General features: G+C 43.5%; 18 protein-coding genes and 2 tRNA genes. 12 read left to right on the top strand and 8 right to left on the bottom strand.

The features are described from left to right. Window position 1 precedes the first annotated feature (1 nt). The 4 genes from PSYCG_RS08640 to adk all read left to right on the top strand — a co-directional run bounded on the left by PSYCG_RS08640 (window position 2) and on the right by adk (window position 3,368). Window positions 2-652 carry a DsbE family thiol:disulfide interchange protein gene (locus tag PSYCG_RS08640; RefSeq protein WP_020443832.1) on the top strand — a complete coding sequence of 217 codons (651 nt, stop codon included), beginning with the start codon at window positions 2-4 and terminating at the stop codon, window positions 650-652. Further along, window positions 649-1,215, top strand: coding sequence for a cytochrome c-type biogenesis protein (locus PSYCG_RS08635; protein WP_020443831.1), 567 nt, complete (start codon window positions 649-651; stop codon window positions 1,213-1,215). Before PSYCG_RS08640 ends, PSYCG_RS08635 begins: the two co-directional genes overlap by 4 nt. Then, window positions 1,212-2,492 carry a c-type cytochrome biogenesis protein CcmI gene (gene ccmI, locus PSYCG_RS08630; protein WP_020443830.1) on the top strand — a complete coding sequence of 427 codons (1,281 nt, stop codon included), beginning with the start codon at window positions 1,212-1,214 and terminating at the stop codon, window positions 2,490-2,492. Before PSYCG_RS08635 ends, ccmI begins: the two co-directional genes overlap by 4 nt. A gap of 222 nt (window positions 2,493-2,714) precedes the next feature. Beyond that, complete coding sequence (gene adk / locus PSYCG_RS08625; protein WP_187289141.1) at window positions 2,715-3,368, top strand: adenylate kinase; 654 nt, start codon at window positions 2,715-2,717, stop codon at window positions 3,366-3,368. A gap of 244 nt (window positions 3,369-3,612) precedes the next feature. Here adk and secB read toward each other — a convergent pair whose 3' ends face one another. The 4 genes from secB to rsgA form a co-directional block, all read right to left on the bottom strand. Continuing rightward, window positions 3,613-4,065, bottom strand: a complete 453-nt coding sequence (gene secB, locus PSYCG_RS08620) for a protein-export chaperone SecB (protein WP_011514062.1) — start codon at window positions 4,063-4,065, stop codon at window positions 3,613-3,615. A 197-nt stretch (window positions 4,066-4,262) separates the two neighbouring features. Next, the gene (gene grxC / locus PSYCG_RS08615; RefSeq protein ID WP_011280820.1) at window positions 4,263-4,526 is read right to left on the bottom strand and encodes a glutaredoxin 3; all 264 of its coding nucleotides are present in this window, start codon (window positions 4,524-4,526) and stop codon (window positions 4,263-4,265) included. Window positions 4,527-4,817: 291 nt separating this feature from the next. Next, complete coding sequence (locus PSYCG_RS08610; RefSeq protein ID WP_011514061.1) at window positions 4,818-5,273, bottom strand: rhodanese-like domain-containing protein; 456 nt, start codon at window positions 5,271-5,273, stop codon at window positions 4,818-4,820. 147 nt (window positions 5,274-5,420) lie between these two features. Beyond that, window positions 5,421-6,524: a ribosome small subunit-dependent GTPase A gene (gene rsgA, locus PSYCG_RS08605; RefSeq protein ID WP_020443829.1), complete on the bottom strand. Its 1,104-nt coding sequence runs from the start codon at window positions 6,522-6,524 to the stop codon at window positions 5,421-5,423. Between the two features lie 251 nt (window positions 6,525-6,775). On the opposite strand from rsgA, the gene orn reads away from it, so the two are divergent. Next, the gene (gene orn / locus PSYCG_RS08600) at window positions 6,776-7,363 is read left to right on the top strand and encodes an oligoribonuclease (RefSeq protein WP_011514059.1); all 588 of its coding nucleotides are present in this window, start codon (window positions 6,776-6,778) and stop codon (window positions 7,361-7,363) included. 156 nt (window positions 7,364-7,519) lie between these two features. Here the strand turns inward: orn and PSYCG_RS08595 are convergent, their stop codons facing one another. The 4 genes from PSYCG_RS08595 to PSYCG_RS08580 all read right to left on the bottom strand — a co-directional run bounded on the left by PSYCG_RS08595 (window position 7,520) and on the right by PSYCG_RS08580 (window position 8,787). After that, window positions 7,520-7,999: a hemerythrin domain-containing protein gene (locus PSYCG_RS08595; RefSeq protein ID WP_020443828.1), complete on the bottom strand. Its 480-nt coding sequence runs from the start codon at window positions 7,997-7,999 to the stop codon at window positions 7,520-7,522. 56 nt (window positions 8,000-8,055) lie between these two features. Further along, window positions 8,056-8,358 carry a pyridoxal-phosphate dependent enzyme gene (locus tag PSYCG_RS08590; RefSeq protein ID WP_020443827.1) on the bottom strand — a complete coding sequence of 101 codons (303 nt, stop codon included), beginning with the start codon at window positions 8,356-8,358 and terminating at the stop codon, window positions 8,056-8,058. 211 nt (window positions 8,359-8,569) lie between these two features. Then, window positions 8,570-8,646 (bottom strand) — tRNA-Asp (locus PSYCG_RS08585). A 65-nt stretch (window positions 8,647-8,711) separates the two neighbouring features. Next, window positions 8,712-8,787, bottom strand: a tRNA-Val gene (locus tag PSYCG_RS08580). 281 nt (window positions 8,788-9,068) lie between these two features. Between PSYCG_RS08580 and PSYCG_RS08575 the strand changes: the two genes are divergently transcribed. The 7 genes from PSYCG_RS08575 to PSYCG_RS08545 all read left to right on the top strand — a co-directional run bounded on the left by PSYCG_RS08575 (window position 9,069) and on the right by PSYCG_RS08545 (window position 19,428). After that, window positions 9,069-10,712, top strand: coding sequence for a cardiolipin synthase (locus PSYCG_RS08575; RefSeq protein ID WP_020443826.1), 1,644 nt, complete (start codon window positions 9,069-9,071; stop codon window positions 10,710-10,712). Window positions 10,713-10,814: 102 nt separating this feature from the next. Next, window positions 10,815-12,314, top strand: a complete 1,500-nt coding sequence (locus PSYCG_RS08570; protein ID WP_020443825.1) for a tetratricopeptide repeat protein — start codon at window positions 10,815-10,817, stop codon at window positions 12,312-12,314. Window positions 12,315-12,436: 122 nt separating this feature from the next. Further along, window positions 12,437-14,032, top strand: a complete 1,596-nt coding sequence (locus PSYCG_RS08565; RefSeq protein ID WP_020443824.1) for a 3-deoxy-D-manno-octulosonic acid transferase — start codon at window positions 12,437-12,439, stop codon at window positions 14,030-14,032. 8 nt (window positions 14,033-14,040) lie between these two features. Continuing rightward, window positions 14,041-14,784 carry a 16S rRNA (uracil(1498)-N(3))-methyltransferase gene (locus PSYCG_RS08560; protein WP_020443823.1) on the top strand — a complete coding sequence of 248 codons (744 nt, stop codon included), beginning with the start codon at window positions 14,041-14,043 and terminating at the stop codon, window positions 14,782-14,784. 263 nt (window positions 14,785-15,047) lie between these two features. Then, window positions 15,048-16,172 carry a Fe(3+) ABC transporter substrate-binding protein gene (locus PSYCG_RS08555; protein WP_020443822.1) on the top strand — a complete coding sequence of 375 codons (1,125 nt, stop codon included), beginning with the start codon at window positions 15,048-15,050 and terminating at the stop codon, window positions 16,170-16,172. Between the two features lie 53 nt (window positions 16,173-16,225). Next, the gene (locus PSYCG_RS08550; protein ID WP_041772284.1) at window positions 16,226-17,911 is read left to right on the top strand and encodes an ABC transporter permease; all 1,686 of its coding nucleotides are present in this window, start codon (window positions 16,226-16,228) and stop codon (window positions 17,909-17,911) included. Window positions 17,912-18,168: 257 nt separating this feature from the next. Continuing rightward, window positions 18,169-19,428, top strand: a complete 1,260-nt coding sequence (locus PSYCG_RS08545; protein WP_227500737.1) for an ABC transporter ATP-binding protein — start codon at window positions 18,169-18,171, stop codon at window positions 19,426-19,428. The last annotated feature ends 3 nt before the right edge of the window (window positions 19,429-19,431 follow it).

Genomic DNA, 19,431 nt, shown 5'->3' with positions numbered 1-19,431 from the left:
GATGACTCAATCAGAGAAGTCTCCTCAAAAAGGTACTGATAAAAAAGGCAATCAAACGATGAAAAAAAGCCAAATCAGAATATGGTTTTTGATTCCGTTGATAATCTTTGCCGCTTTTATAGTCATGCTGTACTTCCGTTTAGGTCAGCCGACCGAAATCGTAACTAATACCGCTCTTGAGCGTCCGGTGCCCGCTTTTGAGTTGCCGTTATTGTCCGATACCAGCCGTATCATGACCAATGACAACCTGCCAGATCAGCCGTTTTTGATGAATATTTGGGGCTCTTGGTGCCCAACTTGTATCATTGAGCATCCTTTTTTAATGCAGTTAGAGGAACGTGGCGTCAATCTGGTGGGCGTCAACTACAAAGATGATATTGGCGACGCCCTCGGTTATTTAAACCGTGGCGGTGACCCTTTTTCGATGTCTATCCAAGACTTATCTGGTCAGTTTGCCTTAGATTTGGGTTTGACCGGTGCACCTGAAACCTTTGTGGTCGATGGTGAAGGTATTATTCGTCAGCACATTGTCGGTGAGATTAATGAAAGTAATTGGCAGAGCCGTATCACGCCTTGTCTGATGGTGCTCAATGAGGCTGATAAAAGTAATGTCAGCCCTGATCCTGACCAAGTTAAGGAGACGTGCAAATGATTATGATGCCATTAAAATCTATCACGAAAAATTTGGCAAGTTTGATCATTGCTTGTCTTTTTGGCGTGCTTAGTATCAATGCTTATGCCGCCATTGATGTCTATGACTTTGACTCAGTGCAGCAAGAAGCCCAGTACCGTGGTCTTATTGAAGAACTGCGCTGCCCAAAATGTCAAAACCAAAACTTGGCAGGTTCTGATGCGCCGATTGCCCAAGATTTAAAGCAAAAAACCTATGACATGATTAAAGAAGGTCGTAGTGATGGTGAGATTCGCGCTTATATGCAAGAGCGCTATGGCGACTTTATCACTTATAAGCCGCCCGTACGTCCTTCAACGTGGATATTATGGTTCTTTCCGCCATTATTATTAATTACATTAATTGTTGGCTGGTTTTGGCAAAGCAAACGCAGTCAGCGTATTGCGCGTGGTCAAAGTGGCATCTTGGTAGACAGCGCCGCCGCCTTATCAGCAGTAGAAGAAGCGGAACTTGATCGTCTGTTATCACGAGCTGATCGCAATAAAACAGATCATGACATCACAAGCATAGAGGACAAAAAATGACCCTATTTTCTACTTTTGGCTTATTTATTGCCCTAAGCTTACTGATTGCACTCGTACTGGCAGTGATCGTTATCACACCTTGGCTACGAGCTTCAAGGTTACGAGAAAATCCTGTTGACAATCAGCTACTAGACATCAATATCGGTGTATTTCGTGAACGTTTGACAGAATTACAATCAGACAAAGACAACGGCACAATTGATGACGCCCATTATCAAAATCAAAAGATCGAGCTTGAGCGTCAGCTATTGGATGCACAGCGTGAAGTCACCCCAATGGTCGCGCCTGGTATTAAGAGTCGTTTGATTATCATAGTATGGGTACCTGTGCTGGCAGCATTGGCTTATTTCTTGGTCGGTGATCGTACACCAGTATTTGATTTGTGGGCAGCAGAAGACAAAGTTGCCCAAGTGGCGGATAATTTATTGACCGGTAAGATTGACCAGCCACCCGCTTGGGCGATTGAAGATGGTACTCAGTTGATCAGTGCCATGCAGACCAACGTCTATCGTCATGCCGATGACCCTGATCGCTGGATGCGTTTATCAGAGCTATTTTTGTCGTTAGAAGCTACTGACTCAGCGATTGAAGCTTTGTCTCGTGCTTATCGTCTGTCGCCTGATAACGAAGAAATCGCCACCACTTATGCGCAGATTAGCTTTTTTGCTAATAAAGGTCAGCTTGATGCCAATAGCCGCCGTGTGCTGCAAGATGTTCTTGCCAAAAATCCGCAGCACGAAGGTGCGCAAATGCTGATGGCAATGGGCGAGGCGCGCGGTAATAATTTTGAACAAGCGCAAGGTTGGATTAAGCGGTTACGTAAGAGTATTGCTGCCAAACCAGGTGACCATACCCAAGCATTGAGCAGTCTTGATGAGCTAAGTGCCAATGTCACGGCACAAGAGCAGCAAGCATCTGAAGGGATTGAAGTCACCGTCTCTATTGATCGTTCATTGTTGCCACTAGTGAAAGCTGAAGATGTGTTGTTTGTCGCGATACGTGATGTGAAAGGTGGCCCGCCATTTGCCGCCAAGCGTTTACCGATTAGCGTGATTAAGCAAGGCGAAGCAACTGTTAGCCTAAGTGATTTAGATGCCATGATGCCAGAGCGCACATTAAAATCTGCGCGTGATGAAAAAGTTCAACTCGCTGTCATTGCTCGCATCAGTCATAGTGGTACTGCCATTGCCGAGTCAGGTGATCTATCAGGTAATCCTGTGGTGATAAGCGTCGAGCAGAATCAAGTCAATGTGGCCATTAATCAGCAAGTTCCTTAACTCGCTGAGTCCAGAATATCATCCTACATTTAGTGCGCGCTATCGTCTCATCTATGGCGCGCAACCTTCTCTCATGAACAGATAAGTCATCATATGTTGCTGCATCAATACTAAAAATACTTGAGGTTTTGAAAGCCACAAGGTAAGGTAAGCTCTGCAAACCACCAATCCCTAAGTTTTATTAGTCCCAAAATCCTATTTATTAAGGAGAATCGTGTAATGATGCGTATTATTTTGCTAGGTCCACCAGGCGCCGGTAAAGGTACCCAAGCTCAGTTTATTTCTAAAGAATATGATATTCCGCAGATCTCAACGGGTGATATGCTGCGTGCAGCAATCAAAGAAGGCACTGAGCTTGGCAAACAAGCCAAAGACGTGATGAACGCTGGTGGTTTGGTTTCTGATGATCTAATCATTAACCTCGTGCAAGAACGCATCGCTAAGCCTGATTGTGTTAACGGCTGTATTTTAGATGGTTTCCCGCGTACCATTCCACAAGCGCAAGCGCTTGCAGATGCCAACGTGACGATTGATCATGTAATTGAAATCAGTGTACCTGATGATGAAATCGTCAAGCGATTATCAGGTCGTCGCCAACATGCTGGCTCTGGTCGTGTATATCATATTGATCACAATCCACCAAAGCAAGAAGGCATCGATGATGTTACTGGTGAAGCGCTTATCCAACGTGAAGACGATAAAGAATCAACCATTCGTGACCGCTTAGCTACGTATCATGAGCAAACATCAGCCCTCGTTGGCTTTTATCAGAACAAAGCTAAAGAAGGCGGCGATGCACCTAAGTATGATAAGTTCGATGGTACCCAAGGTATTGATGACGTTAAGCAACAAATATTTTCTGCCCTAAAAGGCTAATATTTGTACTGACGCTAGAATATAGCGGATTAATCGAATAGTGTTATGAAAGACCCTGCCGCTAGTAATAGCAATCAGCAGGGTTTTTTAATGGGTCAAAAATAATGACTAATAGCAACATAAATCTAAATGATTGAAAATAAACTCTAAAAATTTCCATAAAAAAACCACTTACTCATAATAAGTAAACGGCCTTTTTATTAAAACGTCTTACTGGTACAGCCAGTAGCGTTTAATTTAAAACTTAAGCATTACCTTCAGCATCAACTTGTGCTTGCTGCTGACTTTGCGCAAAAGCTTGGTCAAAGTTAACTGGTGCAAGCAATAACTGCGGGAAGCTACCACGCGTTACGATATCGCTGATGACTTCACGAGCATATGGGAACAAAACATTCGGGCAATAAGCACCTAGGATTTGACCAATCTGATCTTCTGGGATGTCTTTTAATAAGAAGATACCTGCTTGATGAACTTCCGCGATAAACGCCGCTTCTTCAGCATTTTTCGCAGTGACACTAACGGTCAATACAACCTGATAATGGTCATCGTCCAGTTTTTCGGCATTGCTAGATAGATTAATATCAAGCTCAGGGTTCCACTCTTTGGTGAATACGCCAGCGCCTGGGACTTCAAGTGACATGTCTTTGACATAAATACGTTCTAGTGCTAATTGCGGTTGTGCTTGTTCTTCAGCCATGATAATTCCTCTAAAAGTTGATCAAGTGATTGGGCAAACTGTTATTTTAGTAAAATAGCATTGTAATATAATTCGAGACAAAAGCTCGATATTTTTTATCAAAGCCCTTTATAGCTGTCCCTATCGTTACTTATATAAATGACTCACATATAGACTAGTAAAATAAATAAAGACAGCCAGAATAGCAAGATAGCAAATTAACCCGCTAATAGCTCGTCAAGTTTGCCTTGTTGGTTCATTTGATTGAGCTCATCAAAACCACCGACAAAGGTCTCACCAACGAAGATTTGTGGCACGGTGCGATAGTTATTGGTCTTTTGCATTAAAGCACGGCGATCATCGCTGCTCATATCGTGCATGCCAATCTCTTCATAATCAACGCCTTTTGATTTCAGCAGTTGCTTAGCGTTTGAGCAATATGGGCAGATAGGAGTAGTATAAACTTTAACAGATACAGTCATGATAAATCCTTATTTATAAATGTATAGAGCAATTGTTATCGGATAGGTTATAGGATGGAAAGTAGTATTATAAAATTTGCCTATAGAGGCTGCAATCAAGTAAATCACAAGCCTATATTCTATTATGCTCACTATAAAGTGGGGATAGGCAATATAAATTCAAGCCAAATAAATACAAAAGCGTCGTCATTATCATAAATGCCACATAAAAAAAACACCCTATGAAGAGGTGTCTTTTTTATTCACTACCGATAGATAGTAAGTCATAGTTTAATAAAGCGCGCTATCAAACTACTTATGCAAGCTCGGTTTTGCTTTGACTTTAGTCTTCGGCTTAGTATCCTTTATGCCAACAAGTGGCATTCCAGCAGCTTGCCAGCCACCAACACCGCCTTCTAAGCGATAGACGTTTTCTTTACCAATCATCTGAATGGCAGCACCTGCTTGTACGCCCATATCGCAGATAATAATCACTGGCTGTTCAATCGCACGAATTTCCTCAATGCGGTCTTTTAGCTCAGTAAATGGGATATTGCGACTGCCTTGGATATAACCGGTGACAAACTTCTTTTTGGCACGGATATCGATAAGCTGCGCATTTTGCGAGTTCACCATCATACCAAGGGTATTGGGTGAAATCTTTTTACCGCTACGTTTGTTTTCAATAGCAAAAAATAGCACGGCTAGTACGGCTAATATACCAAATAAAAACGGGTGGTTGCCCACAAATTCCAGCGCACGATCCAAACCATACCTCCAAAAAAATAAGTGTTCTATTACGCTGAGAAGACAGCCTAATGGATTGAACAAGGCGCTATTATACCGATTAGCCTATCCATAGTAAACGTGTGATGGTCATCATCGTGATTAACAGTGGATACGAATTAATAAGGCTCAATAAGGCTTAGTATCTGCCTCTTCTCTTAGCGTCACGAGGTTTTCAACGCGGCGCTGCAATACTTTGCCATCAGCAACTGCTTCCCATAACGCGCAGCCTTTACTATTATGAGTATGGCGACAGTCGCGGAACTGACAGTCACCAGATAATGGTGCAAGCTCAACAAAGCCAGAAATAATGTCATCAGGCGTCAAGTGCCAAATACCATACTCGCGAATACCAGGGGTATCGACGATGCCGCCTTGGGTCAAATCGGCTGGATTAAAGGGCAGTAAGCGACTGGTGGTGGTGGTATGTTGACCAAGTTTTGAATTATCAGAGATGATATTCACGCTTTGTGCTGATTCAGGTAGCAGCGCATTGATCAAGCTGCTTTTACCGACGCCAGATTGCCCTGCAAAAATAACCAGCTTTTTATCTATATAGCGTTTTAGTTCATCAAGTCCTTCCTGGTCATCGCTATCCGCGACGTTTTCAGGACAGTCAACTGAGGTCAAAACGCTCTCATAACCAAGTGCGGCATATTGCGCCAATAACTCATTGGTATCGACGCCTTTTTCTTGCGCCAATAAATCGGCTTTATTGAGCACCAATAAAGGCTTGACCCCAGCATGATGACAAACAACTAAATAACGATCAATTAGCGTTGGCGCGGCAGCAGGTAAGGGCGCAAATACGATTGCCAAAATATCGACATTGGCGGCGACAGGCTTGAGCTTATGATAGCGGTCAGGTCGGGATACCAATGACGTACGTGGTTTGACTGATTCTATCCGACCAAATCCTGTATTAGAGTCAGCATTCCAGCGCACTTGATCACCTGCTGCTAGCATCGGTAGATTGGTTCGTACATGGCAGCGCCAAATATCACCGAGTGCCAACTCTTGCCAAAACGGCTCAGGGTCATCAGGTGCAACCTCAGGCTGCACAGGTATGAATGATGGTAAGCTGGTCACTTGCACTTCCAATTGCTTGCCATAATGCGCCATGACCACACCATCCATCAAACTGTCATCGATACTATCTTGACTTAATAATTGCTGCTTATCGATGCGCCGAATCTGTTGTTTCGTTAGTTTGCGTTGTCGGATTAATGCCATGGGTTGGTGACCTATTATAAAATATTGCTCAGTGTAGCGTGAAAATTTGCTAACATACAGCCTAAAGCGCCTGCACTGGGCAGAGATTTTGTAATATTTTAGTATTCATAAATTCTAAGTGAAATTCACAGCTGCCTAATTACAAATATTTTTTGCACTGAGATAGTTAGATAGGCGCATTATTTTATTCACATTGCTATTAAAGCATTGCTTGTAAGTTGTCTCAAACTTTATTGACCATAGGATATTTTATGACCACCGGCGACCATCCCAATAAAATTAAAATCAGAAACCAAGGCAAAAAAGGGCTGGTATGGATTGATTTAGAAATGACCGGTCTTGATACTCTAAATGATGAGATTATCGAGATAGCGACTGTTGTCACCGATGAAGATTTGAATGTCCTTGCCGAAGGACCTGTCTTTGCGATCAAAGTATCAGATCAAAAGTTAAATGGTATGGATGACTGGAATACCAAGCAGCATGGGCAATCAGGGTTGGTTGACCGTGTACGCCGTAGTACGGTGACATTGGCTGAGGCGGAAGCTGAAACCATTAAATTTTTGAATAAATGGGTCGATAGTGGTAAGTCGCCAATGTGTGGCAATTCAATCTGCCAAGATCGCCGCTTTATGGCGCGTCAAATGCCTGAGCTAGAGCGGTTCTTTCATTATCGAAACCTTGATGTGTCGTCTATTAAAGAGCTTTGCTTCCGCTGGCGCCCTGATGTCCTCAAGAATTTTGAGAAAGGCGGCAGTCATTTAGCGTTAGATGATATTCGTGACTCAATTCGTGAGCTTAAGCACTATCGTCAGCATTTCTTTAAACTGATACCTTAAAATCGGCACCTTAGAAAAAAAGCTATCAAGAAAGCCTTCAGATGAATCAAGCGCTACGATTGGGCTAATTTGTTTGAAGGCTTTTTTGTATTAAATAATCCAAATTATAATCTAGAGGTGTTATTTGAGTCATGATTAATAAGGCTGTCTTAGTTTTTAACGCAGCCCATCAGTACGTTTGATACTGTCAGGGCTTGCTTCATAAATGGCATTGAGCTCTGCTTCTTTCAGGTGTTTTTCAACGGCTGGATATAACTCACGCTCTTCAAAACGAATAAGGTCGTATAAAAGCGTGCCTAATGCTTGAACTTGGGCAGCGGTTACCTCTTTATTGATAAATTTATGTGAACGCTCAGTTTCATCCATTAGTTTATATAGCTGTCTATGTCGAACATCTAAAGTATCAAGTACTGAGGCAACCTTAGTATGAGAGGTATGGTAAGGCTTCAAAGCATGAGTGATTAAGGTATCCTCAATATTAAAGTGAGCTTGCATATCTTTAATATAAGCCATGAGATAATGCCAATGCTTGGCAATCTCAGCAGGCTCATCAGGACATTCTTTAGCATGGCGAGATAGGTTAAGTCCAAGGTGATGTTGGCGAGATAAAGGCTGTAATTGATTGGCGCGTTTCATAATAAAAACCCTTAATGATTCAATAGATTATACTTCACGTATACGCCCCGCACTCACTAACGAGGAACCTTTTGGAATATAACTGCTTTTTGTTCTATTTTCTGTGCAGCCCATGCAACGCCAATACCATGATTACCTACTGTTGCAGTGGCAAATACCAAAGGTTTACCAAGCTTAGAGTCGACAGTTGCTAAATCAATATCAACTATATCTATATCAAGGTATTTTGCTAATAAACATCCTAAAGCATAGGAGCCACCTAGAGCTTTATAGACATTAAGTCCAAAACGCTTTGATTCATCTTTTACTAAAATTGATTTAACGTCGAGTGTAGTTGCCAGCAGTGGTAACGAGACCAAAAGTGTTGGCTGCTACCCATCAATTTGACAATGAAATGCGCGAGCTGGCTTAGCAATTTTTGCAGTGAGCCACGGGAGGACGGAAGGTCTAAAAGGCGGGGATTATATATAATAGAGGTTTAGGTAAATAATAAACACAAAAAAACCTCAAACAATCTAATGTTTGAGGCGAAACTTGCTTAAACTTAACAGTTTAAATTCGTTTTAAATATGGCGCAGCGGACGGGACTCGAACCCGCGACCCCCGGCGTGACAGGCCGGTATTCTAACCAACTGAACTACCGCTGCTTAGGTCGTACTTAGTTTATTTAACCACTTAGCCTACTACTTTAGAGTAACGCTATACTAAATAGTGGTGGGTGATGACGGATTCGAACCGCCGACATTCTGCGTGTAAGGCAGACGCTCTACCAACTGAGCTAATCACCCTTCGAACAATTGCTAGGCAATTTATTCAACATCAACTGAGCTCTAAGTTTGTCACTAAGCTCTGCTGCTGTGGGTGTGTATTATATAGATTTACACATGGCTGTCAAACACTATTTTACATTTTTTAAAAAATGATTATTAAAAAGGCTTTTGAGAGTATGGCTAGATGATGTGACAGCCCATATGGCAACTACTTAGTCAACGAATAGTTACCTATTGCGCGGCGGATAAAAGCTACTATACTTGATTGGTTGTATTTGATTATATTGTGCTATTACCAGTTGGAGGCGAAAACAATAGAAGCTTTATCTACTACTGAGCAGCAAGTGGCAGCATGGTCTTGGACAGACTTTGCTGGGCTAGGTCTGATATTTCATATTATTCTTATGATTGTGATGACTTTGCGGATTGTCTCGGTACAGCGCAATATTGGGGTGGCAATTGCATGGATAGCGGTTTTGTTTACTTTGCCCGTATTTGGCTTGATTGCCTATGTGCTGGTGGGTGAGCCGATGATAGGTAGACGTTATCGCCAGCGAATGGATCAAGCGCGGCTACTGATGAATGAGATGGCACAACGGGAACGCTTGGTGTTTGATGAAGGGCAAGAGGTATTGCCGACTCATTACCGTGGGGTCAGTCATATCGGTACGCGCTGGACAGGGTTTGGGGTATTCTCAAACCATGAGATGCAACTGTTGACGCACGCCAATATTATTTTTAAACGTTTGATTGATGACATCAATGCCGCTCAGCGCAGTATCTTGATGGAGTTTTATATTATTTATCCTAAGGGGCAGGTGCTTGATGTTATAGAATCGTTAATGGCAGCCGCTCAACGCGGAGTTGAGTGTCATATTCTAATTGATAGTGTGGGGAGTTTTAGTTTTTTTAACAGTAAAGCCCATCGAAAATTAGAAAAAGCAGGCGTTTTTGTCCACCAGTCATTGCCAGTAGGGTTGTTTAAAACGTTATTTAAGCGTTCAGATTTGCGTAATCATCGTAAAATCGTGGTTATTGATGGTTATATCGGCTATATCGGTAGCTTCAATTTGGTTGATCCTAAGTTTTTTAAGCAGAATAAAGACGTCGGTGAATGGATTGATGTGGCGATACGCAGTGTCAGTGATAATGACATTAGCATTGCGACTGCAATGGCAAAAGTGGTGGTGACCGATATCGGGGCGGAAAACAGTGACAATCTAGATGCGCTGCATCAACGAGTCAACAGCTACACACGTAAGCTGTATGTGCGCAATCCGACGATTAATGACATAAATAGTCGTATCAAAGTATTGGATGATGGGCTAGAAAATGTAGAAAACCCCTGTACTGGTGCGATGTCGACAGTGATTCCGCAGATGCCGGTAGTAAAAGGCGTGGTCGCGCAGCTGATTCCTTCAGCGCCACAAGTGACCGCTCACGTTATTTATAATACTTTAGTAACCGTTTTACATCGTGCTAATCACTGTATTTGTATCACAACGCCGTACTTTGTACCGGATGAAGCTTTGTCAGGCGCGCTAGTGACGGCAGCCAAGCGCGGGGTCAAAGTTACGCTGATTATCCCTGAAAAGGTTGATTCATTCTTAGTTCAGCACGCCTCGCAAGCGTATTACCAAGAGTTGTTAGAAGCGGGCGTTAGCATTGCTCTGTTTAAGGGTGGTCTGCTGCATGCCAAAACAGTAGTTATAGATGACGATTATTGTATATTTGGTACCGTCAATATCGATATGCGCAGCTTTTATCTGAACATGGAAGTCAGTTTGGCGATTTATACGCCTGAAATGGTCGCGCAAGTTGCCGCTTGTCAAGATTCGTATTTACAAAGCTGTCGTTTTTTAACCTTGGATGAGTGGCAACGGCGTCATAAGACTGAACGGTTGTTTGATAATGTGATACGCTTATTTAGTCCATTATTGTAGCCCTACATATTTTAAGTTAAGGTAAGCACTATATTTTGCACAACTGCCTGTAGTTCATTGCCTCTATGATTAATTTACTCTTTTAAAGGATACGCGTTTCTTATGTCTGCATCGCCCTTAACGCCCCTTGATTATATTGCAGCAGGTTATTGGCAAGATTTTTTGGCAAGGCGTGCTGTCGCAGGCGGTATCGCTTACGAAGTGGATTTGCATCACTGTGGTTTGGATGAATCGCTGGCAAGCTTGCAGCGCATAGATACGCTACTGTCTCAGATACGCCGCGATATGGTCAAAACAAGCATTTGGGATGAAGCAACGTTATTAAAAGATGAGCGCTATCGTAACTTTATGGTGTTTTTGGCGTTTTATGCAGGACGAGTATTAGCGCAGCAATGGCAACAATCGCCACGTTGGTTTGGTCAGTTTGAGCTAGATGCCCGCTATCCTGAGTTAGTACTGATGACCGATGATTTTTATCAGCATATGGCGATGTTTTATGGCGCTGATACTGATGTTAATACCAAAGATAGCAGTGATAAAGATAATACCCCGCTTTTCTTTGCTTTAGAACCGATAGGGATGCGTTTATTTGGTCATATCGACCGCGCGTTTAAATCGGCGCAAGGTTGTGAAGTCGCTAGTGGCTTATACCAAGCGGTGAGCGCTAGATTACCAAAATCTGTAAATCATCAGCCTCATTTGGTTGATACGACCGTAGCAAATAAACCAAACACTCAAACAGCAAATGAAAAGGCATTTATTGAGAAAGTAAGCCCTGAAAATAGTAGCCCATCCCTTTATTCGAATAGTAAGTCGCCCATAGACATGGCGACAACTCAACTTTCAGATGACAAAATGGGTAATGTATCTTCTATATCAGCTACTACAATTACATCAATGCCATTAGCAGAAGATATAGAAATAACAAAGGCAACCGTAGCACCTATAGTAGAACCAGTAAAAACCACGGCAGTCGCAAAAAAACCACCCACGCCAGAGATTTTTAGCCAATTATTAACAGAGCTACATGAGATAGAAGTAACACAGACCAAGGGCGAAACTGAATATGAGAAGGCGTGCAAGGTTTTAGATCAGTTTGAACGTCACATTTCCAAGCAAGAAAAACCCCGTAAGCAAGTCGTCTTTTCAGAGGCGCATCTGCAAGCAAAGCAGCAGGCCTTGTTGGGATTAGAAGACGCTGCAAATGCAGGAAACAGTGCTGCGATGTTGCGCTTGGCGATGTATGAGCTGCTCGGCGAAGGTCTGATAGCAAATGAAGGCGCTGATAAAGTCGCTGGTATAGAGGCTGGGGTTGAATGGGTGCAACAAGCGGCAAGTAAAAATGACAGCCGCGCTCAGCGCTTACTGAGTAAAATGTATTATCAAGGCGTAGGGGTTACGCAAGACCTTAAGGTCGGTAAATATTGGCTCGAGCAAGCGGCAGAAAATGGGCACATCGAAGCGGCAAGCTTAATCGGTCAGTGGCAACAAGCACAAACGTTAATCAACACCCAAAAGCAAGAGCAGCATAGCCTTAAGCGCTATCAGCTACTGTTTGCAGTCATTATCGTAATAGCCTTACTCATTATTATTTTGGTCTAAAAAACGATGACCAACATCCTTGAATTTAAAAACGTATTGTTTGGCAATAAATTCAGGTAGAATTGGTGCGTTTTTTGTGCGCGACTCCTATTATCTGCTCCATTAATTATCTAGGCTTTTGCATGCCATCTTCTGACACCTCAAAAAATCTTTCTATTCAGGCACAGCCTCTGCAAAGCCATGCGGTATATAAGCCGCCTGTATATTATCAAGTCGGCATAAGCTTATTAAAGCCGTTATATCGCCTGCAAGTATGGCGCCGCTCGCATGCGCGTGATAATTATCAGCAAGAAGTTGAACAGCGTTTTGGTAAGCGTTATCCTGCGCCTCCTATAGCCACAGAAACGTATCTGCCAGCTGCGGATTTAAACAGCAGTATCAAGTCTAATAAGCGAAATAAAACTATCTGGTGCCACGCGGTCTCTTTGGGAGAAACAAATACTGTTGCGCCATTATTGGATGCACTATTGTCTCGTGGTTATCGGATATGGCTGACCAACACTACCCAGACGGGTTTTGCGCGCGGTGCCAGTCGATTTGCAGAAGACATTGCGCAAGGTCGATTGAGTCACAGTTATGTACCGGTTGACAGTCCGGCGGTGATTGAGCGCTTTTTGACTCATGTACAACCTGTTGCTGCCTTATTTGTAGAAACAGAGCTATGGGCAAACATCTTAACCAAATTATCTGAGCATCATATGCCAAGTATCTTGGTGAATGGGCGACTGTCAGCATCCTCTTTTAAAAGCTATCAAAAAATTGGCGCAGTCAGCACCAGCATGATGAAAAATTTGAGTTTAATCATTGCGCAGGATAATGACTCTGCCAAACGCTTTCGACAATTGGGTGCGCATAGCGCCCAAATCCGTGTGGCAGGCTCGCTAAAGTGGGTCATTAATACGCCTAAATTGTCTAATGTGTCTGAGCCAGATGATGATAAGGCGATTGATGTCGATATCGTAAATAGCGAGCCGCCAGAGTTAGCAGAAAAAACGAGTGTGACGGCGAGTGATTTGGGCATGGTCAATCGCCCAATTTGGTTGGCAGCAAGCACTCATGGTGGTGAAGAGAATACGGTACTGTCATGGCAGCAGCAATTACTGTCAAACCCTGCATTGGCAAAAGCGCTACTTATTATCGTTCCGCGCCATCCAGAGCGTTTTGATGAAGTGGCAGCGCTCATTCAAAATTCAGGCTTGACCATGGCACGGCGCAGTGCAGCAGAAGCTATTGATATAAACACTCAAGTCTATCTGGCGGATAGCATGGGTGAGTTAATGAATTGGTATGCTCTTGCCGATGTGGCATTGGTTGGCGGCTCATTGGTCGAGGTGGGCGGACATAATCCAGTTGAGCCGGCAAGTGTGGCGACACCGGTTTTAATGGGTGTTCATACTCAATCTTGTCAAAGTGTCGTGGATAAACTGGCGAGCGTAGGGGCGTTATATCAGCCAAACAACCCTTTTTATCAGGCTATTGATCATACTAATAATCATGATGAACAAGCGAACGAAAACCAAAAATTTGCCGATGATGAGACACTGATTTATCAACAACTAAAATATTGGCTGATTCATTTAATGTTGGCTAAGCAAGCAGGACAAGCAGGCGCGCGGATGACCGATCAGCAGCAAGCCGTATTGAGTCGTCAATTATCGATGATAGAAAAAGTCATCGAGCAGCATGCTCTTCAAAACGTTAGCCAAGATTCAAATTAAGAGCCACTATGAACTGTATCTTATTACCAGCTGCAAGCTTCTCTAATAAATCTGCACATATCAATGCAGTGGCACAAATTGAGCATGTTAACCAAGTTCTGGGAGCGAAAGTAGGCGATACCCTAAAAATTGGACAGCTAGAAGGTAATCTTGGCACTGCTGTCATTGCTGATATGACGCCTGAGCGTATTGATTTATGTGAGGTAAGTTTGGTCACAGCACCGCCGCCTAAGCTTGATCTCACGGTAGTGTTGGCATTGCCACGCCCCAAAGTATTGCGCCGGCTGATTATGGATATGACCGCGCTTGGTGTCCGCGATATCATCTTGATTAACAGCTATCGTACGCAGAAGAGCTACTGGCAAAGCCCGATGCTGAGTCGCCTTGATGAGTTCATATTAGAAGGTCTGCAACAAGGCGTTGATACCGTCGCGCCGCGTATCAGTTTGCAAAAACGTTTTAAGCCCTTTGTTGAAGATGAGTTGGTAAACTTAATCACCAATCGAGCTATTGTCGCTCACCCTTATGCGGAATTATCGTTTGCGCAATATGTGCAACAACAGTTAGAAAGCTCTGAATTGCCTCATAGGTCAGTATTGCCTAGTATGGTTTTTATCGGTGCAGAAGGTGGCTGGATTGATTATGAAGTTGAGCTGCTTGCAAGGCAAGGCTGCCAAACGGTACATATCGGTGCACGAATATTGCGCACCGAAGCGGCAGTCAATGCTATTCTGGGGCAATGGCTATTGTAAGATAATAACTGATATAAGTCTTAGTTGGAAATGCGGCAAGATTCATTACAAGGGCATCAAAATCCCATTAAAAAACCACTATACACAGCATTATTTAGCCCGATTATTTAACTAAATAATCGGGCTAAATAAATGTATTGATAATTAATATCATTTCCATTAGTATATGCTTTCCAGACATTAGGGTCTTTTTAATCCTATCAATCCATGATTTTTAATGTCTTTTTATCCTACCTATCTGCCGCGCTATTATGGGGAAAACCATGTCATTGAATGTAATCAGTGCAAATTTATCTTCTGCTAAACTTACTTTACCGGTTGCCGTATTTGGCATGATGTTGGCGCTTGCTGGCTGTAGTAAATCATCGACGCCAGAAGAAAGTGTTGATGCCGAAACGCCAGCACCAAGCACTGAGCAAGAAGTAGCAAAAGACAACGCGGCGAGTGCTGATGGACAGACAGTGACTATCTACTCATCACGTAATGAGCAGCTAATCAAGCCATTGTTAGATCGTTATACTGAACAGACGGGTGTGAAGGTTGAGCTGGTTACAGACAAAGATGGTCCACTGATGGCGCGTCTGCAAGCTGAAGGTCAGAATACCCCAGCCGATATGCTTTTGACAGTTGATGCCGGTAACTTATGGCAAGCGGCTGAGCAAGGTTTACTGCAACCTGTTGCTTCTAGCGTTTTGGAAGCAAATGTACCGGCTAAGTATCGTGATCCAGAAGGTCGCTGGACAGGTTTGTCATTGCGCGCCCGTACGATTTTTTATGACCCAAGTAAAGTAAGCGCTGATCAATTATCCACTTATGCAGATTTGGCGGATCCAAAGTGGAAAGGCAAATTATGTCTACGCACCTCGAAAAAGGTTTATAACCAGTCATTGGTTGCGAGCATGATGGAGCATTTAGGTGCTGAAAAAACAGAAGCGGTCATCCGTGGTTGGGTTGCTAACTTAGCTACTGATGTTTTCAGTGATGATACCAATCTACTAGAAGCTATCGCTGCTGGTCAGTGTGAAGTGGGTATTGCCAATAGCTACTACTATGGTCGCCTGCTTGATGAAAAGCCTGATTTCCCAGTAAAAATATTTTGGGCAAACCAAGGTACGACAGGCACGCATGTTAATATCTCAGGTGCTGGCGTAGTAACGGGTTCAGACAATGCAGATGGCGCATTGAAACTGATGGAATGGTTGTCTTCTGATGACGCACAAGGTCTTTATGCTAGCGCTGATAAAGAATTCCCAGTCAAAGTTGGGATTGATGAGTCAGAGATGCTTAGATCTTGGGGTCAGTTCAAACCAGACGATATCAATGTACAGAAATTTGGTGCATTACAAACCCAAGCTATTCAAATGATGGACAAAGCAGGCTATAAATAAAAGTCTGCCAGTCATTTAATGGGGTTATGATGCGTATGACACGGTAACAACTTATGATAACAATGCCAGAATCGTCTGCAAGTCAGAACAATACTGTCAATGAAAGTAATGAGACAGGCAATACGAGTAAATCTATTCGCCAAGACCATGCTACCCGCAAACGTGTCATCTCGAAATCAGTCTTAGGACTGATTTCGTTGTTTATGCTAGTACCGATTTTAATCGTGTTATTGTCATGGACACAGCCCGTCGCTGATATTTGGGGGCATATGCGTGAGTACGTATTGCCGCAAGTCCTCAAAAATACGGCTATTTTATTATTAATGGTCACAGTAATTTCTGGCACGATTGGCACGGCATTGGCATGGCTTACGAGTATGTACCGCTTCCCTGGACAGCGGTTTTTTTCGTGGGCGCTGATGTTGCCGCTTGCTATGCCAGCTTATGTCTTAGCATTTGTCACAGTTGGTATCGTTGATTTTAGTGGACCATTACAAACCGCATTAAGAGATTTTGGGGTTACGACTGCCATTCCGTCGGTACGTAACGTCTGGGGTGCAGGGCTGATCTTGTCATTGGCTTTTTATCCTTATGTTTATTTGCTGGCGCGCCAAGCCTTTTTATCTCAAGGTAGGCGAGCTATTGAAGCTGGGCAGATGCTTGGCTTAAGTCGTGGTCGAGTGTTTTTTCGGTTGGCATTACCGCAAGCATTACCTTGGGTCATCGGTGGTTTGCTACTGGCAAGTATGGAGACGCTAGCAGACTTTGGCGCGGTGTCAGTATTCAATGTTGATACCTTTACTACTGCCATTTATAAAGCTTGGTTTGGGTTTTTTAGCTTGACGACAGCGGCACAGTTGGCAGCACTATTAATTGGTGTGGTCTTCATCGTTGTCTTGTTTGAACAATATTGGCAAGCAAAACGCGGTAATATTATTACCCAAGGTAGTAGCCAACGTTTTGAAGTCAGTAAACCAGCTAAGCTTGCTATGACGCTGCTTTGTACGCTGGTATTCTTGATAGCATTTTTGATCCCGTTTGCACAGCTTATCTATTGGACAGCGGCAAATTTTCAGCAAGATTTTGATGCCCGCTATATTGATTTTGTCACCAACAGCCTCATGATTGCTAGTATTACCACTGCGTTTATTGCGGTCTTAGCGATTATGATTGCGTGGATTAAGCGTCAATATCCGGACAAATCTACCAAGCTTATGACTACTTTAGCCAATTTGGGCTATGTGGTGCCGGGTACGGTATTAGCGGTCGGGATCTTTATTCCGATTGCGTGGCTGGATAATCAGCTGATTGCTTATGGCATAACCTCCACGCAGTTTTTATCTGGGAGTGTGATCGTAATGCTACTGGCTCTATCGACCCGTTTTATGACGGTCAGTTTTCAGCCGGTAGACCGTCAGCTTCAGCGCTTGACCGTCAATCAAGAAGCGGCTGCTAAATTGCTTAGCGATAGTCCTTTTCAGCGCTGGCGGCAAGTGATGTTGCCCGTATTGAGCCCAGGGGTATTAACGGGTTTGTTGATGGGTTTTGTCGAAGTAATGAAAGAGATGCCGATTACTTTGATGACGCGGCGTCAAGGTTGGGATACGCTAGCCGTTCGGGTATTTGAGATGACCAGTGAAGGCATGTGGGGTCGCGCTGCATTACCAAGTTTGTTGATTGTATTGGTCGGTCTTATTCCTGTTTGGATATTACTGCGTCAAAGTGATAAGCAGGGTTAAGGTATTTTTTAATTAAAGTATTGTGCTTAAATGATCAACGGATTCTAATTGGTGCTTCTTACGTTATTCACACTTTTAAAGTTTCATGTTTTTAACGTCTAATATTTTGAATGTTGTGACGCTGGATTTTCTTCACTAATAGCTTATTGGTACTGTCTATGTATACTGACTTGATGAACGATTCCATAAATCCAGCAGACTCTAATTCTGTAGAGCCTCAGAGTAAAGCACGACAAAGTAATGTGAAAAAGCCACCTATGACTATCATAACCAAAGCGCAAATGGCGCAAGCTGTAGCGGAAAGAGAGTTACAACAAGGTGTTGCTAGTTTAGATGGCGCTTTCGTTCAGCACCATGATACTACCGGCATTCAGTCGTATTTTAGTGTACAAGATTTGGTGGTTGGCTATGACGACACCATAGTGGTCAATGGTTTGTCACTAAACCTACAGCAAGGTGAAATTGGTTGTTTTTTAGGTTATAGCGGCTGTGGTAAGACCACGGCATTAAGAGCGATTGCAGGGTTAGAAGAGAGTCGTAGCGGCAAAATCACGCTTAACAATCAGCGGCTGACAGAGCAAGCAGCGCGACTCTCATTTGCTGTTGCGCCTGCCAAGCGCGGCATGGGGATGGTATTTCAAGACTATGCGCTATTTGGTCATTTAAGCGTGGCAAAAAATATCGGCTTTGGTCTCAATAAATGGTCTGCTGCCGACAAAAAAGCCCGTGTTGCTGAGATGCTAGCGCTGGTAGAATTGTCTGAACATGCCGATAAACGCCCAAGCGAGCTCTCAGGTGGACAGCAGCAGCGGGTGGCATTGGCTCGTGCATTGGCTCCAAAGCCTAAGTTATTACTGCTCGATGAGCCGTTTTCAAACTTGGATGTGGTATTGCGTGAGTCACTGGCCATGAATGTTCGTGATATTCTCAAACGTACCAATACTACCGCCATTTTGGTCACTCATGATCAAAATGAAGCGTTTGCGCTTGCTGATAAAGTCGGCGTCATGCATAAAGGTAAGCTGGTACAGTGGGCAACCCCAAGTGAGCTATATCATGAACCGGTCAGCCCGTTTGTCGCTGAGTTCGTCGGTGAAGGCGCCATGATAGACGGCATCATCAAAGAAGGTCATGTTGAGACGGCGCTTGGTGATATTTATCGACGGATGGAAGTCTACGATGCGTCCGGTCAGCCGCAGTATTGTGAGTACGATTATCCGAATGGTACACCGATTAAGGTATTGGTGCGTCCCGATGACATTATCCATGATGATGACAGTACGCAGACCGCCTTAGTGGTTGGTCGGGTATTTCGCGGTGCCAATTATCTCTATCGCTTGCAACTAGATGATGGCCAAACCGTATTGTCCTTAGTTGCCAGTCATCATAATCACGAAGTCGGCACCCAAATCGGTATCTTGCCGATACTCGAGCATGTGGTGGTATTTGATGAAAAAGACATCAACGCCACCACGTGGTCGGAGTACGATAGGTCAGAGCGGTTTGAGGACATATAATAG

This window comes from Psychrobacter sp. G, from assembly GCF_000418305.1.
GTDB classification, from domain to species: Bacteria; Pseudomonadota; Gammaproteobacteria; order Pseudomonadales; family Moraxellaceae; genus Psychrobacter; species Psychrobacter cryohalolentis.
The sequence above is the reverse complement of the archived record's forward strand: the minus strand, read 5'-3'. Positions and strand labels throughout refer to the sequence as shown.

Excerpts from the sequence above, each read along its gene's own strand:
- PSYCG_RS08640 (WP_020443832.1), top strand. The coding sequence starts at position 2 with ATGACTCAATCAGAGAAGTCTCCTCAAAAAGGTACTGATAAAAAAGGC.
- grxC (WP_011280820.1), bottom strand. The coding sequence starts at position 4,526 with ATGACTGTATCTGTTAAAGTTTATACTACTCCTATCTGCCCATATTGC.
- PSYCG_RS08595 (WP_020443828.1), bottom strand. The coding sequence starts at position 7,999 with ATGAAACGCGCCAATCAATTACAGCCTTTATCTCGCCAACATCACCTT.
- PSYCG_RS08635 (WP_020443831.1), top strand. The coding sequence starts at position 649 with ATGATTATGATGCCATTAAAATCTATCACGAAAAATTTGGCAAGTTTG.
- PSYCG_RS08550 (WP_041772284.1), top strand. The coding sequence starts at position 16,226 with ATGATAACAATGCCAGAATCGTCTGCAAGTCAGAACAATACTGTCAAT.
- PSYCG_RS08570 (WP_020443825.1), top strand. The coding sequence starts at position 10,815 with ATGTCTGCATCGCCCTTAACGCCCCTTGATTATATTGCAGCAGGTTAT.
- PSYCG_RS08545 (WP_227500737.1), top strand. The coding sequence starts at position 18,169 with ATGACTATCATAACCAAAGCGCAAATGGCGCAAGCTGTAGCGGAAAGA.
- secB (WP_011514062.1), bottom strand. The coding sequence starts at position 4,065 with ATGGCTGAAGAACAAGCACAACCGCAATTAGCACTAGAACGTATTTAT.
- rsgA (WP_020443829.1), bottom strand. The coding sequence starts at position 6,524 with ATGGCATTAATCCGACAACGCAAACTAACGAAACAACAGATTCGGCGC.
- PSYCG_RS08565 (WP_020443824.1), top strand. The coding sequence starts at position 12,437 with ATGCCATCTTCTGACACCTCAAAAAATCTTTCTATTCAGGCACAGCCT.
- adk (WP_187289141.1), top strand. The coding sequence starts at position 2,715 with ATGCGTATTATTTTGCTAGGTCCACCAGGCGCCGGTAAAGGTACCCAA.
- PSYCG_RS08560 (WP_020443823.1), top strand. The coding sequence starts at position 14,041 with ATGAACTGTATCTTATTACCAGCTGCAAGCTTCTCTAATAAATCTGCA.
- PSYCG_RS08555 (WP_020443822.1), top strand. The coding sequence starts at position 15,048 with ATGTCATTGAATGTAATCAGTGCAAATTTATCTTCTGCTAAACTTACT.
- ccmI (WP_020443830.1), top strand. The coding sequence starts at position 1,212 with ATGACCCTATTTTCTACTTTTGGCTTATTTATTGCCCTAAGCTTACTG.
- orn (WP_011514059.1), top strand. The coding sequence starts at position 6,776 with ATGACCACCGGCGACCATCCCAATAAAATTAAAATCAGAAACCAAGGC.